This is a genomic window from Acinetobacter terrae (genome assembly GCF_013004375.1).
GTDB lineage: Bacteria > Pseudomonadota > Gammaproteobacteria > Pseudomonadales > Moraxellaceae > Acinetobacter > Acinetobacter terrae.
Genome location: NZ_JABERI010000005.1, coordinates 17,104 through 32,322 on the forward strand (window position 1 = coordinate 17,104; position 15,219 = coordinate 32,322).

Genomic DNA, 15,219 nt, shown 5'->3' on the forward strand with positions numbered 1-15,219 from the left:
TTAGTTAATTTTTAAATCTAATTTAGGGCTGTTTTAAATACGGCCATGCGGCTTTCAAATAAATAAACATGGACCACAAAGTCAGAATCACCGCGGTATAGAGTAACAGATAAGCTAAAGTGTCAAGTGGTTGCCAGTTCAGTAAAAATACTGAAATCGCAATCATTTGAAACGCCGTCTTATATTTACCGACGGTGGATACTGCAACATTGGTACGCGCGCCTAATTCAGCCATCCACTCACGCAAAGCAGATACGGTAATTTCACGTGAAATAATCACAATCGCTGCAAATGCCATGGACATGCTCGGTTGCCATTGCACCAAAACAATCAATGCAGCTGCGACCATCAGCTTATCGGCTACAGGGTCAAGAAAACGACCAAATGCCGAGGTTTGATTGAGTGAGCGTGCCAAATAACCATCGAACCAGTCGGTTACAGCCGCAACAACAAAAATAGCCGTTAAAATAATGTGACGAGTCATGTTACTGTCTTGCTCAGCAACACCAACTGCAGGCGGCCAATAAGCCACCAACAAAAAGACAGGTATTAAAGCTATACGCGCCAAAGTCAAGATATTTGGAATATTCAGGATGCGACCTGTAGTCATAGACACCGCCAATTTTCCCCTTTATGTACGATGAAAAACCACACATATTTCGAGAATTGATTCATCGTTAATTCAGACTCACTTTATACGAATTGCTCTAAAGTGTCACTAGGCAAACACGGTAACTGTCTGTCTCGAAATCGCGATCAGTCGATTCTCGGCATCCCAAAGATGTGCATATTCAGTGGAATACCCTTCTGCTGCATAATCGGTAAATACTTTATATTTAAACCAATCTTGCACATGATTATTCAAAGGGTGAACATAAGTCACGTGCCAAGTCAGTGAACTGGCCGGTGCGAATGTTTTAAACATCGGCAATACCCCCGGTGGCCACATATCAAATGCCACCATCAAATCAGCCACTGTCATTTCCCGGTTGTCATGCCGCTCAGGATTAAAACGCATCCAGCCACTAAAATCAGGCTTTTCACTAGCGGTACATGGATATTGACCATCAATCCAAACCAGATCCATTTGCTGAAAACACTGAGGTGCCAAAGGTGGTGGAGGAACAATGGTTAAATGTTCAACCGCCGGAAATTCAGGTGCAATTCGTTGTTGTTGTACTGAAATGCCAGACTCACGATGGGTACCAAAACTGGCAATCAAGATGCTTTGTACCGCATCATCTTGCCATAGCCGCACTTCGATGGTCGTTACCGACTTGCCTTGGCGTAAAATTTCAGCCGTCAGTCTGACTTGACTTTCTTGTACTGGACCGACAAAAGTCACACTGGTGCTTAACAAGCGTTTTGAGGGATCTGCAATCGTCGCCAATGCCTTTTGCATCATCATCCCTGCGACCAGACCACCATAAATAGTGCGTCCTTGTAGCCAACCTTGGGGAATATTCACCCATTCATCTTGTTCAATTTCTGTGAATAATTGGTGCAGTGACATCCTTAGTCCTCTGTAATTTTTTAATTTGCTCTATCTTTCACTCATTTTTAAAAATTGTAAATGACCACTATTCGATGATTTATTGAACTTTTTTGTCACTATCCTGCCATTTATTCATGTAGAACATTATAAATCATTCTCGCCATGACATCGCCCAAACCGGGAACCAGTTTCAAATCATTTTCTGAAGCTTTCAGTACGCCCTGAATCCCGCCAAAATGAGTCAGCAAATCACGACGGCGTTTTGGGCCAAGACCTGGAATCACTTCCAGAACTGATCCACCACGGCGTTTATCGCGTTTAGCTCGATGCTTGGTAATGGCAAAACGATGCGCTTCATCACGCACCTGCTGAATCAGATGCAGCGCTTTATGGTCTTCCGGCAATTGAATTTTAGTGCCATCAGTAAAATGTAAGGTTTCCAAACCGGGTTTACGCCCCTCACCTTTGGATACCCCAACCATAAACGCATCCAGTCCCAGATCCTGCATCACTTGCATCGCCATATACAATTGACCTTTACCGCCATCAATCAGCAGCAAATCCGGCAACATGGCTTTTTTATAGCGACGGGTCAATGCTTGACGCATGGCAGCATAGTCATCCCCACCGGTAATATCTTCAATGGAAAACTGGCGATAATCACGTTTCCGTGCACCGCCCGAATCGAACACCACACATGAAGCAATCGTGGCTTCACCCATGGTATGGGAGATATCAAAACATTCAATCCTGTCAATCGGGCGACCGACCACCTGTTCAAGCTGATGGAAGCGTTCATTCAATTCAAAATGATTGGCCAACTGCCCTTTAATGGCATGCTGCACATTCATATTGGCCAGCTCTAACCATTCGGCACGGGTTTCCCGAACATTGTGCTTAATCTGCACTTTCTTGCCAAATTCCTGTTGCAGTGCTTGTTCTAATTCTTTGTGATCGGGTAATTCGGTATTAATGATCAGCTCGGCAGGAACTTCATCTGCAACCTGAAAATAAAAGTTCGCCATAAAGTCCGACAGCATTTGCCCCAGATCATCTCCCAACATATCGGGGAAGTAGCTTTTACCGCCGAGCATTTTGCCATTGCGTACATGCATAATCTGCACACAGGTCACCCCGGCATGATAGGCAATCGCCAGAATATCGGCTTCACCTTTGACTTTATAAATCGCCTGTTGCGATTGCACATCACGTAGCAATGCCATCCGATCACGATAAAACACCGCTTTTTCAAATTCCAAAGCTTCAGCTGCAGCTTCCATTTTGGCAATCAGTTCCTGATTCAGCTCTTTGGTGTCGCCCTGTAAAAAGCGAATCGAATTTTTGACATCTTCCTGATAATCTTCAGGTGAAATCAAACCGACACAAGGCGCAGTACAGCGCTTGATTTGGTACTGTAAACACGGACGTTTACGCTGTGAAAAATAGCTATTTTCACATTGGCGCACGTTAAACAGTTTTTGCAGCACCACCAAGGTATCGCGGGCATTATAGGCACTCGGATAGGGTCCGAAGAACTTGCCGACCTGATGCTTGCCTTTGCCACGTCCTGAAGCAATCCGTGGATAAGGCTTGTCACTGGAAACGAAGATATAAACGTAAGATTTATCATCGCGCAGCATGATGTTATACGGCGGACGATGCAGTTTAATCAGGTTTTGTTCAAGCAATAAGGCTTCGGTTTCGGAACGGACAATCAGCGTTTCAATGTCATAAATTCGTGCCACCAAAGCCTGTGTTTTCGGATGCTCGATGGTTTTAACGAAATAGCTCGACACGCGGTTTTTTAGATTCTTGGCTTTTCCGACATACAGTAATTCACCGTCTTTACCCAACATCCGGTAAACACCGGGTAAAGTGGTCATATTGGCTAAAATCTTTTCTATATTTTCACGTGCGTTTTCGTTCACATTCAGCCTTATTCACAATGATGTCTGCTTTGCTACATGATGTGATGGTTTTCACGCCATTTTCAAGCCAATTCGGTATTTTTCCCGTAATCATGCAAAGTTCTAACAATCACCTGATTGCTAAAAGCTATAAGTCAATCTGGCTTATTTTGCTATGCTCAAGCCATCTGAAGAATTTGGATCAAACTGAATGACGACCCACAATCATGCCATGCATATCGTTAAGCCTGTAACTGCAACGCATAGCACATCTGAAAAAGATAAACTGATTAGCAAACCTCGTTTTCATTTTGAACCTAAACAGGTCATGCAATTACTGCATGCCCGGATTATTGGACAGGACGCTGCACTGCAAGAAATCGAAAAAATGCTGCATGTGGTCAAAGCCGATTTTTCCAGTCCTGAACGCCCTTTATCTGTGACCTTAATGCTTGGTCCAACCGGTGTCGGTAAAACTGAAACCGTGCGTTTAATTAGCGAGGCGATTTATGATCGCCCGGATGCTTTTTGCCGGATTGATATGAACACCTTGGCGCAAGAACATTATGCCGCAGCCATTACCGGTGCCCCTCCGGGTTATGTTGGTTCTAAAGAAGGTCATAGCCTGTTTGATGAAACTGCCATTGCCGGTTCACATACCCGTCCGGGGATTGTGCTGTTTGATGAGCTGGAGAAAGCCTCGACTGAAGTGATTCGTGGTTTAATGAATATACTCGATACCGGAAAACTGACTTTAACCTCAGGTACCAAGACCATTGATTTTCGTAACTGCATGATCTTTATGACCAGTAATGTCGGTGCACAAGCTGCGCAGCAATATCTGGATAAACTGAATTTCTTGCCGAAAAAAATGCAGGATATTTGCCTTAAAAAAATACCGACCAAAACCATTATTGAAAAAGTCATGTTTAAAAAGTTCGACCCTGAATTTTTAAACCGGATTGATCGTACTTTGCATTATCAAGCAGTTCAGGACGATGCTTTACCGAAATTGGTCGAGATTGAACTGCAAAAGCTGAATCAACGACTACAGCATCAAAAGCGTGCTGTTGTTTTAACCGATGCCGCCAAAGCTCACTTCTACAAAGGTCATGATATTCGTTTTGGCGCACGCCATTTGGCGCGAAAAATGCGAACTGAACTGGAACCGATTCTGGCGATTTATTTTTTAAATTATCCGGAAAAAGCTCAGCTCACGGTGAATTTTGAGGATGGACAATTGATGATTCAGCCAGACTAACCCTCTAAATAACCCTTTAAATAATCATCGTTGTAGTCAAACATTTGGCAGAGTATTTGACTGCAAACTGTGTTCACTTTTATTCAAATGAAATATGCGGAAATGCTGCTGATTTGCAATCTTCAGCTTAAAACTTTGCGACAACTATGACTTCATTGAATTAAAAATTGAGCTCAATTGACCTTTTTGACCAAAACAAGCCCATAAAAAACTTGAAATTCACCACTTACCCCCGATATAAATAGCCACGAAATGATTAAAAAATCTTAATTTAAACAAAAAGTTCATTACATTTTTACAAGATACAGTAAAAGTAAAGCTGTCCATCACAAGGGTTTGTTGAAAAAAAATTGATGACCCTTGCGTCACTGCTTGATACAACTTGTTATGTTCTTTTTGGATATAGTTATCGTAAGATTAGCGAAGCTCGATGTACGCGGGAAATGCGTACATGCTTCAAAACATCAACTTAATAAGTCCTCCAAAATAAAGGAGATCAGGCATGATCCACGCTGGCAATGCCATTACCGTCCAAATGCTTTCGGACGGAATTGCAGAATTCCGCTTTGACTTACAAGGTGAGTCGGTCAACAAATTTAACCGTGCAACGATTGAAGACTTTAAAGCTGCAATTGACGCTGTTAAAGCAAATAGCGACGTTAAAGGTTTAATCGTTACCTCTGGTAAATCAACATTTATCGTAGGTGCAGACATCACTGAATTTGGTGATAACTTTGCTCAAGGCGAAAAAGCAATTGTGGATTGGGCAATGCCTGTTCACGAAATCTTCAACAGCTTTGAAGATTTAGAAATTCCTAAAGTTGCTGCAATCAATGGTATGGCATTGGGCGGTGGTTTTGAGATGTGTCTTGTATGTGACTACCGTGTCATGTCAGAAGCAGCTCAAGTGGGCCTGCCTGAAATCAAACTGGGAATTTTCCCGGGTTTCGGTGGCACAGTTCGTTTAAGCCGTGTGATTGGTATCGACAATGCGGTTGAATGGATGGCGATGGCTAATCCTAAACGCCCTGATGCTGCACTGAAAGACGGTGCGGTTGATGCGGTTGTTACTGCTGACAAACTTCAAGCAGCTGCAATTGACCTGGTTAAACAAGCGATTGCTGGTCGCCTTGACTGGAAAGCAAAACGTCAGGAAAAACTGGATCCAGTTAAACTTAGCCCAATCGAACAGATGATGGCGTTTAACTCATCTAAAGGCGTGGTTCTGGCTAAAGCAAACCCTGCTCAATACCCTGCGCCTAAACTTCTTCTTGATTCATTACAAGCAGGTGCAAGCCTTCCACGTAATGAAGCATTGAAAGTTGAAGCTGAAGGTTTTGCTAAAGCTGCGGTAACACCACAAGCGGGTGCATTGATTGGTTTATTCCTCAATGACCAGCTGGTGAAAAAAACATCTAAGAAACATGAAAAAGGTGCGCACCCTGTAAACCAGGCGGCTGTTCTAGGCGCAGGTATCATGGGTGGCGGTATTGCTTACCAAGCGGCAAGCAAAGGCACACCAATCATCATGAAAGACATTGGTAACCCACAATTGGCGTTAGGGATGTCGGAAGCGAACAAATTGTTGACCAAACAAGTTGAACGCAAAAAAATGACCCCTGCGAAAATGGGTGAAACCCTTGCTCGCATCCGCCCGACTTTAAGCTTGGAAGAGTTTAAAGAAGTGGATATCGTGATTGAAGCAGTAACTGAAAATCCTAAGATCAAAGCTGCGGTTCTTGCGGACACTGAAAAATCAGTACGCGAAAACACCATCATTGCATCAAACACATCTACGATTTCAATCACGCGTTTGGCTGAAAGCCTGCAGCGTCCTGAAAACTTCGTGGGTATGCACTTCTTTAACCCAGTTCACATGATGCCTTTGGTTGAAGTGATCCGTGGTGAGAAAACCTCTGCTGAAGCAATCGCGACTACTGTTGTTCTTGCTCAGAAAATGGGTAAAACACCAATCGTTGTAAATGACTGCCCGGGCTTCTTGGTAAACCGAGTATTGTTCCCTTACTTCGGTGCGTTTGACCTATTGCTTAAAGATGGTGCTGACTTCCAGCAAATCGACAAAGTAATGGAACGCTTCGGCTGGCCGATGGGCCCTGCTTACTTGATGGACGTTGTCGGTATCGACACTGGCGTTCACGGTGCAGAAGTGATGGCTGAAGGCTTCCCTGACCGTATGAAACCGGACTTCAAAGGTTCGATTCAAACTATGTATGAAGCAAAACGTTTGGGTCAAAAGAATGACGTTGGTTTCTACAAATACGAGTTAGACCGTAAAGGTAAGAAAGCGAAAAAAGTTGATCCTACAGCGTATGAATTGATTGCATCTGTAGTGACTGGCGAAAAACGTGAATTTGATGCGCAAGAAATCATTGACCGTATGATGCTGGCTTTCTGTAACGAAACAGTTCGTTGCCTGGAAGACAACATTGTAGCAACTGCCTCTGAAGCAGACATGGCGATGATCATGGGTGTAGGTTTCCCTCCATTCCGTGGCGGTCCAGCACGTTACATCGACCAAACAGGTGTTGCTGAATACGTTGCGCTTTGCGACAAATATGCACACTTAGGTAAAGCTTATGAAGCGCCACAAATGTTGCGTGACATGGCTGCTAACAACAAAAAATTCTACGGTTAAGGAGCAACGTGAATGGCTACTTTAAATCCACGTGACGTTGTCATCGTTGATGGCGTACGTTCAGCAATGGGTAAAACCAAAAACGGTATGTTCCGCAATGTACGTGCTGACAGCTTATCTGCTGAATTAGTTCGCGCATTGGTTGCTCGTAACCAGTTTGATGTAAACGAAGTTGAAGACGTAATCTGGGGTTGTGTAAACCAGACCCTAGAACAAGGCATGAACATTGCGCGTAACATCGCATTGCTTGCTGACTTACCAAAAACGGTTGCAGGTCAAACTGTTAACCGTCTTTGTGGTTCATCTATGCAGTCTATTCATACTGCTGCGGCGCAAATTGCAACCAACCAAGGTGATATCTTCATCATTGGTGGTGTAGAACATATGGGTCACGTCGGTATGATGCACGGCATCGACCTGAACCCTGAAGCGTCTAAGCACTATGCTAAAGCGTCTAACATGATGGGCTTAACCGCTGAAATGTTGGGTCGTATGAACGGTATTAGCCGTGAAGAACAAGATGCGTTTGGTGTGGAATCTCACCGCCGCGCTTGGGCTGCAACGCAAGAAGGTCGTTTCAAAAACGAAATTATTGGTGTTGAAGGTCACGACCAAAACGGTTTCAAAATCCTGTGCGACATTGACGAAGTGATTCGTCCAGATGCTAACCTTGAAGCGTTCCAGGCTTTACGTCCAGCATTTGATCCGAAAGGCGGTACAGTAACTGCTGCAACATCTTCAGCTTTGTCTGACGGTGCTTCTGCAATGTTGCTTATGTCTGCTGAACGTGCTCAAGCGCTTGGTCTTAAGCCACGTGCTGTAATCCGCTCTATGGCGGTTGCAGGTTGTGATGCTGCGATCATGGGTTACGGTCCTGTTCCTGCAACGCAAAAAGCGCTTAAACGTGCTGGCTTGTCAATTTCAGATATTCAAACTTTTGAATTGAACGAAGCATTTGCTGCACAAGGTTTGTCTGTTCTTAAAGGCTTAGGCATTTATGACCAGCAAGACCGTGTGAACTTGAACGGTGGTGCGATTGCCCTAGGTCACCCATTGGGTTGTTCTGGTGCACGTATCACGACTACATTGCTTAATGTAATGGAGCAACAAGATACACAAATTGGTCTTGCGACTATGTGTATCGGTTTAGGTCAAGGTATTGCGACCATTATCGAACGTGTTTAATTCTTAAATACTTAAGATAAAAAACCCCGCTTATTGCGGGGTTTTTTCTTTAAAAATTAATTAGATATTGTTTTAAACGATCATTTTTTGTATATTCTATTTGCCTCTGTGTTGTTGTGCAGAGGGAAGGTTATCGAATAGCAAGTAATTCTGAGAACATGAGAGTAATTTCAATGTAATCAGGAGATAAACTGCATACTGCTTGTTCCCAAGTAGTTAGCACCATGTACATGATGCTAATAATGTAGACAATGCTTCTCATAGTATAAACCTTTGTAGATCTAAAGACGGTGTGAAAGGTTAAACTTTCAGAGGGTGCGTAAATTATGGGCACTTGGGTATGCTCTGGGGATTCTATTTTTTTATAAAGTAGAACGTGTTTCACGAGGATTATCGTCAGCCTTTCCTTGAGTTTTCTAATCATGACAATTGATCACAATTTTTTTAAAGAACGCCAAAAATTTTATTTACATTTTGATTATCCCATTTCTTCGGAATCACTTTTCATATATGTGACGAATCCTAAAAAAATAGAACAACATGCATTTTATCCTTTTATGCATTTTGAACTCAGCTCTCAAAAAATTAAAAAAAATGGCTTTAGAATAGTAAAAGGCAAAAAACAAATTGTAGTTGAAAAACAAGCTTCAAAAATCAGACCTATTAAATATTCTTCACACATCGATGGGCATATCTATGCTTATTATGCTTATTTAATGAGTAAAAATTACGAAAAATTATTATTAGAAAAAGGGATTGATAACTCTGTTTTAGCTTTTAGAAAGTTAGCAAACTCACCCAATAATATTCACTTTGCTAAAAATGTTTTTGATGAAATAAAAAAGCGCCAAAACTGTTCGGTTCTTTGTATAGATATCAAAAGCTTCTTTGATGAGCTTGATCATCAATTGATAAAGCAAGCTTGGCTAAAGGTATTAGGTTTAGAACATTTACCTGATGACCATTATAAAATTTTTAAATCAATTACTAGTTATTCTTATGTACATAAAAAAGATGTATATAAAAATCTAAATTTATCAATTAACCGTAACCATAAGCATTTAAAACGCCTATGTTCTAGTCAGGAATTTAGAGAAAAAATAAGAAATAATAAAATTATAACCAAACACAAAGAACAGAAAGGAATACCTCAAGGATCATCTATCAGTGCTTTTTTATCAAATATTTACATGCTAGATTTCGACGAAAATATAAACAATAAAGTAAAAAAATTAGAGGGAAAGTATTATCGTTATTGTGATGATATTTTAATTATTTGTGATCAAAAACATCGACTACCTCTGTTGTTAGATGTTCAAAGCTTTATTAAAAAATTAAAATTAGAAATACAAGAAAGAAAAACTAAGATTGTTGAATTTAAAGATGGTCTTCGAATATCAAAAGATGATTTACAATATTTAGGCTTTACCTATGATGGTAAAAAAATTCTATTAAGAGATTCAGGATTAGCAAAGTACTCTCATAAAGTAATGAAAGTAGTAAAAATGAATAATAAGCATTTATTAAGAATCAATAAGTTCAGAATTCAGCGTGGACTAGAGCCTTTAGAACGACATAAAAAATATATCTATAGACGATTTTCATTTATTGGAAAAAGAAATTACATTAGTTATGCACTAAGAGCCGCCCAAATAATGGATGAACCAGCGATTAAGCAGCAAATCAAACCACATTGGAAAAGAATTCATCACCATATAAATAAATATGATCAATCTAATAATGAATATTATCTATTTTTAAAAAAGTGACTATGAATAAAAATTATTATCAAATATTTCTACAAGGATAAATCAAATACTGCTTCCAGCATTTAATTAATAGAATGTAACCCATCAGCAACATCATGTTATTACTTTGTAATTTTGGTTGAATAATCATTCAACCAATATACTTACCAAGCAACCTGTAACCAAACGAATCCACAGAAAGCATAGTATTCACAACGCATTATTTTCAAAACATTTTTTATAGGGTGATGACTATGAATACTATTAAAACTGCTATGGCTATTGCTTTAGTTGCTGCAACCACTTCTGCTATGGCGACTACAACTGTAGAAACAACTCCAGCTACTAAAGTTGCGGCTGCTAAAGCACAAGTAAAAGCAGATGCAGCTAAAACTGCGACTGCTGTTAAAAACACAGCTGTTGCGACTAAAGAAAAAACTGCTGCTGTTTCTAAAACTGCTGCTCAAAAAACTGTAGCAGCTAAAAACGCTGTTGTAGCAAAAACTACTGATGTGAAAGACGCTACTGTTGCTAAAACTGCTCAAGTAAAAGAAGCTGCTTCTGAAAAAACTGTAGCTGCTAAAGATGCAGTGGTAGCTAAAACTGTTGCGGCTAAAGACGTGACTGTTGCCAAAGCAACTGAAGCAAAAGATGCAGTTGTAGAAAAAACTGCCGAAGTGAAAGATGCAACTGTTGCTCAAGTGACTGAAGCAAAAGACGCAACTGTTGAAAAAACTGCTGAAGTAAAAGAAGCAACTACTGAAAAAGCAGATGCTGCTAAAGCTGAAGTAAAAGCTGAGAAAAAATCATTCTTCTCTTGGTTTAAAAAATCTGCTGCTTAATCTGCTTTAACGCATTTTAGCCGTAAAAAAGGATGCCATTAATGAGCATCCTTTTTTAGTTATAAGGAAAAATATTCTTATTTGAATACTGCCTAACTAGCGAATACCATTATTCGGGGTAGTTCTACGCTGTTGTTGCAACTCTCTGATTGCTTCATTGAGCGCGGTATTCTCCAAAACACCCAATGAAAGTTGCTCTCGAGCGATTTGCACAGTGGTTGCGCTACGGTCTATACCAAAATTCGCGAGTATAATATACAACCCTTCTCGTGGATCAGGTGATTGCAAACCTTGTGCAATGGCCAAAACATATTGCTGCAATGCTAATGGCAAACTGTTTATATCTGGCATTGGTCCATCAGGCACAAGATCTATCGTCGCCACAATAGTGGGGTCAACAACAAAATTTTGAGTATCCATTTGAATCTGCATAATTCGATGCTGCAAAGCTCTCACTTGTTGAGGATCTTCTTTATATTGAATTACGCTTGTGGTTTCAGCTCTTAACTCGGATTCTGTTAAGGGACTTAATCCAGGGGCATCAGCTATATCGGCAAAAGTAGAGGAAATGGAAAAACTTCCGGCAATCGCTACGATTGCGCAGGACAAATTTTTTAGGAGCTTCATGGCAGTTCTACTCAACAATGAATTGAAGTAAACAAACAACCGTCGACACCTGTAATTGTATAGCGTATGCGCCTTTCAGCCAGTTGCCCCAGACCAGCGGTCTTGTGGGACATTCTAACTTTCGTTAAATAACCATCTCATTTCATATCTTAAAAAACATGAAATCTGCTGCTATAAAAAAGCTGTACGCTGGATCATGTTGCTATAAATCAGATTTTTATCTTCTCCTGCTTATGCTGTCCTTCCGATATAAAACCTCTGCCACAATCGTTATTTTTCTCGCATTCCAACGCGTAAAAGTACAGGAAATGTTACATCTAAGTTTTCAGGCACAGCTTGTAAAGCGTTTGAAATGAGTTGAAGCGGGTCATGATGGTGTTTTTCCTGATAATGCTTGAGCGCTGACCATGTTTTTAAATAGCTCAATAGTTGCTGTGGTGACCATTGATATTGCAAATGCATCTCTGGTACAGCCTGCTCATTAAAAGGAAACGGAATGGTTTGATACAACTCATCAATATAACGGCGCTCACTGTCCCAATAGCCGTTTAGAGTTTCAAAGTACAGCTGTTGAACCAAACTGTTAATCGCAGCATCCTGCACCTCAATCAGTCCATAACCAATGGCAGCGAACACGCCTTGCGGTTTAAGCACCCGCGCCACTTCTTTATAAAACGCATCAAAATCAAACCAGTGTATGGCTTGCGCCACCGTCACCAAATCGATGGACTGCGCTGGAATGGTGGTCTGCTCTGCCGCTTGTACCTGATAGCTGACATTTTCAAAATAAGGCGCCTGCTGTAACTGCGCCTCACTGATATCGGTTGCGACCACATGATCGAAATAAGGGGCTAATAATTGGGTGAATTGTCCAGACCCTGCGCCACAGTCCCATGCGAAATTTCGTTCCGGCACATGCTTTAAAATTTCTTTCACAATTTGAATGGAATAATTTGGGCGGGCTTGTTTATAGCGAAGACTATGATTAGAAAAGAGGTCTTTCATTTAATTATTCTCAAAATATTCCTTAATTTAATCAATCACCTGATCAATTTTAAAACTGGTTTGGGCAATAGGATTGAGCTGATCATTCAACTGATAATATTTAACATCGTAAGTACCGAGTTTCCATCCATTAACTGGATTAAAGCTGACCCAGTTTTGCTCCCGATTAACGCTGACCCGCTGTGGCATAAAAAATAGCACCTCACCTGTAGACTGGTTACTCCAGCGTACAAAGACCTGCTCGTTATTAGGTACTTTCCCCAAAGTATCAAAATGGGCAAATAACTGTTGTCCGGCATAAATCTGCCTCGGCAATACACCACCTGCTGAATATTGTTGTTGTGTACTAACTGTAGCTTTTCCTGCCAAGACTTCATTCGGATCATTTTTTGTATCAACAAATTCACTGACTAGACGTTTGGCAAACACATGCTTATTTTGAATGTTGGATAAGTCATAACCCGGAAAGGATTGTTGCAGATATTTATTAATCTGTTCAGTGGTCGCACTCTCTATAACTGAATTAACCTGTGCTTTCTGATTTTTCAGCTGCTGTTGTAATGCAAGACCATCTTCAGGTTGAGCCTGCGCTTTTTGCTGGATATGCTGAATAAAATTTTCCACAGCAATATCCTGACGTGGTTCAGGAACAGGCGGCATAGATTCAGGCTTGGATGGGGCAACAAAATAACCCAATCCAAAGCAGAGGATGCCAACTAGAAATACCATGAAAAATTTCATGCGGATTAATTACAGGTGATGGTTTCAGTCAGGTTTCCGACCGTGATACTTAAACTTCCACGCGAAAATAATGTACCTGCACTCACTTGTTGTTTAGTCCAATTAATGCCTGAAAGCAATCTCAACCCTTCTGAAGTACAAATTCCTGTCTGGGTATCATTGGTGAGTCTTAACACGCAGCCATCCGTTGTTACTCTATGCGTATTCGCTACTGGCTGAGCACATACCTGAGTAATCACAGGTGAAGATGATGATTGTAATTCACATGCTGAACAATCCTGACTCGCACTGCCACAAGCATTGGCTGCTTTTTCACTGCGACAGATATAGGTTTGTGCACCAAAAGTAAAAGTTTTTTCAAAAGAAGAGTTAAAGTTATCTCCGCTTCCGCTACCGCCACACGCAGTCAGCAGCACAGAGAGTAAAGTTAATATTGAACATCCGATTCTTTTCATTTTTTTATTCTCGAATTGTTATTGCGGTTATTTTATACGAAAAAAGTTCAGCCGAAAAAAACGCTGACAAAAAAAAACCTCAAACAATGTTTGAGGTTTTTTTGAATATGGTGGCGAGACCCAGGATCGAACTGGGGACACACGGATTTTCAATCCGTTGCTCTACCTACTGAGCTATCACGCCGATGCGGTGTATTAAGCCGTATCTGTCATCAATAGTCAATATAATTCATCACATTTTTATTTGATCGAATATTTTTTACCCAAAAAAAATCCCTGATGGGATCAGGGATTGAAATCTTGAAATAGATTTTAAATATGGTGGCGAGACCCAGGATCGAACTGGGGACACACGGATTTTCAATCCGTTGCTCTACCTACTGAGCTATCACGCCGATGTCGCGTATTAAACAATTTAAGTGTTTTTCAGTCAAGCAGGTTTTATGCTTTTTGAAACAAACGTTTATTTTTACAGCAAATTTCACATTATTTGCTTATTTTTTATTTAAAACTCAAATAACTATTTAGCGGCATTGGTGTTTTAACTCATAAAAAATAGCTTCAAAACTTAATACTGATCAGTTAAAAGGTGTTTAATAAACTTCCTAGCTTTTTAGATCAAATATTTGGAACTTGCTTGTTCCTTGCAAAACAGTGTTTTTCATTCGCCGAATGAGAAGCCTCAAAATATATTTTGAGTTCGCAAGAAAAGGATCTTACGGTGCAGTGCACCTCATGCCTCAAACAATTGCGGATGACGTTTCCGCGTATCAAATAACATGATGAATTCACAATAAAAAAATGCCAGTCAATTTCTTAACTGACTGGCATTAGCCTCAAGGCTGCTTTTTTATAATCTATTCAAGCTTAAATTTTTTCTAAATGCGCCAGGCAACGATGAATTGCCCCACATCCCGGTTCAAACGTCTTCACGCCTTTTTCTTCTTCCATTCGGCAGACTTCACTCACCAGCCTTTCTGCAACGCCGCGTCCACGGTTCGCAGGGTGAACCACAACATTTTCCAAAACTCTACTTTCCCCTTGTCCGGTACACCAAATCGCCCCAATCAACTTAGTATTAAATTCTGCTGTGTAAACTAAGGTATACTGAGCCAAGTTTTGCTCTAGTTGTTCAATGGCATCCTGCCCATCTCCAAATTCCGGGCTAGTGTCATACAGTCGCTCAAGCTGGCTGCGCACTTCGTCATTTTCTAGTGAAGTATAAGCATGTACGGTAATAGGCATTGATTAACCCTCCTGAGCAATCTAATATGCGATGATTTCGTCATCGCGAAAA

The 15,219-nt window shown here is 40.8% G+C and carries 13 protein-coding genes and 2 tRNA genes; 5 read left to right on the forward strand and 10 right to left on the reverse strand.

All coding sequences use genetic code 11. The features are described 5' to 3' along the window. Positions 1 to 22: 22 nt before the first annotated feature. The 3 genes from pgsA to uvrC form a co-directional block, all read right to left on the reverse strand. Positions 23 to 610, reverse strand: a complete 588-nt coding sequence (gene pgsA, locus HLH14_RS02850; RefSeq protein ID WP_067725618.1) for a CDP-diacylglycerol--glycerol-3-phosphate 3-phosphatidyltransferase — start codon at positions 608 to 610, stop codon at positions 23 to 25. A gap of 108 nt (positions 611 to 718) precedes the next feature. Next, positions 719 to 1,513 (reverse strand): thioesterase family protein, encoded by a 795-nt coding sequence (locus HLH14_RS02855; RefSeq protein ID WP_171532618.1) that lies wholly within the window; start codon positions 1,511 to 1,513, stop codon positions 719 to 721. Between the two features lie 110 nt (positions 1,514 to 1,623). Beyond that, a complete protein-coding gene (gene uvrC, locus HLH14_RS02860) occupies positions 1,624 to 3,423 on the reverse strand; it encodes an excinuclease ABC subunit UvrC (protein WP_171532619.1) in 1,800 nt (599 codons plus the stop codon). 190 nt (positions 3,424 to 3,613) lie between these two features. Between uvrC and HLH14_RS02865 the strand changes: the two genes are divergently transcribed. The 5 genes from HLH14_RS02865 (at position 3,614) to HLH14_RS02885 (ending at position 11,094) form a co-directional block, all read left to right on the forward strand. After that, complete coding sequence (locus HLH14_RS02865; RefSeq protein WP_171532620.1) at positions 3,614 to 4,663, forward strand: AAA family ATPase; 1,050 nt, start codon at positions 3,614 to 3,616, stop codon at positions 4,661 to 4,663. A gap of 502 nt (positions 4,664 to 5,165) precedes the next feature. Further along, positions 5,166 to 7,319, forward strand: a complete 2,154-nt coding sequence (gene fadB, locus HLH14_RS02870) for a fatty acid oxidation complex subunit alpha FadB (RefSeq protein WP_131271299.1) — start codon at positions 5,166 to 5,168, stop codon at positions 7,317 to 7,319. A gap of 12 nt (positions 7,320 to 7,331) precedes the next feature. Continuing rightward, positions 7,332 to 8,504 carry an acetyl-CoA C-acyltransferase FadA gene (gene fadA / locus HLH14_RS02875; protein WP_086193865.1) on the forward strand — a complete coding sequence of 391 codons (1,173 nt, stop codon included), beginning with the start codon at positions 7,332 to 7,334 and terminating at the stop codon, positions 8,502 to 8,504. Positions 8,505 to 8,926: 422 nt separating this feature from the next. Continuing rightward, positions 8,927 to 10,273 carry an antiviral reverse transcriptase Drt2 gene (drt2, locus tag HLH14_RS02880; RefSeq protein WP_171532621.1) on the forward strand — a complete coding sequence of 449 codons (1,347 nt, stop codon included), beginning with the start codon at positions 8,927 to 8,929 and terminating at the stop codon, positions 10,271 to 10,273. A 233-nt stretch (positions 10,274 to 10,506) separates the two neighbouring features. Beyond that, positions 10,507 to 11,094, forward strand: coding sequence for a hypothetical protein (locus tag HLH14_RS02885; protein ID WP_171532622.1), 588 nt, complete (start codon positions 10,507 to 10,509; stop codon positions 11,092 to 11,094). Positions 11,095 to 11,190: 96 nt separating this feature from the next. Here HLH14_RS02885 and HLH14_RS02890 read toward each other — a convergent pair whose 3' ends face one another. From HLH14_RS02890 to HLH14_RS02920, 7 genes are all read right to left on the reverse strand, one after another. Further along, complete coding sequence (locus HLH14_RS02890) at positions 11,191 to 11,721, reverse strand: protein-tyrosine phosphatase family protein (protein WP_214645704.1); 531 nt, start codon at positions 11,719 to 11,721, stop codon at positions 11,191 to 11,193. Positions 11,722 to 11,991: 270 nt separating this feature from the next. After that, positions 11,992 to 12,726 carry a class I SAM-dependent methyltransferase gene (locus HLH14_RS02895; protein ID WP_171532623.1) on the reverse strand — a complete coding sequence of 245 codons (735 nt, stop codon included), beginning with the start codon at positions 12,724 to 12,726 and terminating at the stop codon, positions 11,992 to 11,994. A gap of 27 nt (positions 12,727 to 12,753) precedes the next feature. After that, positions 12,754 to 13,455 carry a hypothetical protein gene (locus HLH14_RS02900; protein ID WP_171532624.1) on the reverse strand — a complete coding sequence of 234 codons (702 nt, stop codon included), beginning with the start codon at positions 13,453 to 13,455 and terminating at the stop codon, positions 12,754 to 12,756. A gap of 17 nt (positions 13,456 to 13,472) precedes the next feature. After that, a complete protein-coding gene (locus HLH14_RS02905; RefSeq protein ID WP_171532625.1) occupies positions 13,473 to 13,922 on the reverse strand; it encodes a hypothetical protein in 450 nt (149 codons plus the stop codon). A gap of 108 nt (positions 13,923 to 14,030) precedes the next feature. Continuing rightward, positions 14,031 to 14,106 (reverse strand) — tRNA-Phe (locus tag HLH14_RS02910). Positions 14,107 to 14,241: 135 nt separating this feature from the next. Continuing rightward, positions 14,242 to 14,317 (reverse strand) — tRNA-Phe (locus tag HLH14_RS02915). Between the two features lie 472 nt (positions 14,318 to 14,789). Continuing rightward, the gene (locus HLH14_RS02920) at positions 14,790 to 15,167 is read right to left on the reverse strand and encodes a GNAT family N-acetyltransferase (protein ID WP_067725594.1); all 378 of its coding nucleotides are present in this window, start codon (positions 15,165 to 15,167) and stop codon (positions 14,790 to 14,792) included. Between the last annotated feature and the right edge of the window lie 52 nt (positions 15,168 to 15,219).